The sequence below is a fragment of the Geminicoccus flavidas genome (assembly GCF_009806515.1).
Lineage (GTDB): Bacteria > Pseudomonadota > Alphaproteobacteria > Geminicoccales > Geminicoccaceae > Geminicoccus > Geminicoccus flavidus.
Genome location: NZ_WUJP01001118.1, coordinates 1 through 1,109, shown reverse-complemented (window position 1 = coordinate 1,109; position 1,109 = coordinate 1). Strand labels below are relative to the sequence as shown.

General features: G+C 65.5%; 2 pseudogenes. One reads left to right on the top strand and one right to left on the bottom strand.

The features are described from left to right. Positions 1 to 78 precede the first annotated feature (78 nt). Positions 79 to 198: pseudogene (locus EQG76_RS32695) on the bottom strand (IS5/IS1182 family transposase); the annotation flags it as partial. Here EQG76_RS32695 and EQG76_RS31355 point away from each other — a divergent pair. Beyond that, a pseudogene (locus tag EQG76_RS31355) lies at positions 190 to 887 on the top strand (IS701 family transposase); the annotation flags it as partial. The pseudogenes EQG76_RS32695 and EQG76_RS31355 sit on opposite strands and share 9 nt — an antisense overlap. Positions 888 to 1,109 lie beyond the last annotated feature (222 nt).

The window sequence follows — 1,109 nt, the reverse complement described above, 5'->3', positions numbered from 1 at the left end:
GTCTCGGCCAAAGAGCCCGATTGGTTCAGGCTCGACCCGTCACACCTCATCCTGGTGCGGTACACCTAGGTAGGGAACTCATTCAGCCCAGGCTGAAGCGATGGCAACGAGTGCGGGGGCAGCCAGGTAGTTCCGGGCGAGGCGGTCGTAGCGGGTGGCGATGCGGCGCCAGTTCTTGAGCCGGCTGGACAGGTTCTCGTTTCGCTTATCTTGGCCAGGGACGAGGTCCCCGTACCGCTGGGTCTGCACCTCTTCTTGCCGGAGGTCTGGGCTGCCGATGCGGCTCGCTGCACCGAGGCCGGTATCCCGGCAGAGCAGCAGCGTGGTTTGCCGAAGACCGACATCGCGCTCCTCGAGATCGATGCGTCATCGCCGCCGGCGCTCGCTTTGGCTGTGTGGTGGCCGACGCCGGCTATGGCGTCAGCGCTGCCTTCCGCTCTGGCCTGAGCAAGTGCGGCTTGGCCGAACAGGCGCTGGCTGGTGCCGAATGGCGCCGCATCTCGTGGCGGCGGGGAACGAAAGCTCCACGCATGGCCGCGTTTGCCGCCATGCGCGTGCGCTCGGCAGAGGGCGAGCAGATCAGGCAGGGTCGTCATCTGCCAAGTGAGGAGGTCTGGCTGGTGGGCGAGCACCGCAGTTCCGGTGAGCGCAAGTATTACCTCGCCAACCTCCCGGATGATGCGACGCTCGAGGAGCTGGCGGCCGCGATCAAAGCCCGTTGGATCTACGAGCAGGGCCACCAGCAGATGAAGAAGGAACTCGGTCTCGACCATTGCGAACGGCGTTCTTGGACCGGCCTGCACCGCCACGCGCTCATAACCATGATCGCCTTTTGTTTCCTCCAGCACCTCCGCCGCAAGGAGCGGGGGGAAAAGCAAGGAAGCTAAACCCGCAGGGCCACCGCCCAAGCCAAGCTTGCCCGCCGTCCGACAACGGCTGGTCGAGCTGTTCCACCGCGCCTGGACCCCCTGCCCACACTGCGGCAGCAACCTCAGCTGCCTACCTGCTAGGTCCCGTTAGCTCCTGAAGTCCGTTCCCGTCTGCTATGCCTCGAGCAGCGGATGGATCGGATGACGGGGGTGCTGACGGATGGGCAGTGGGCGGTGCTG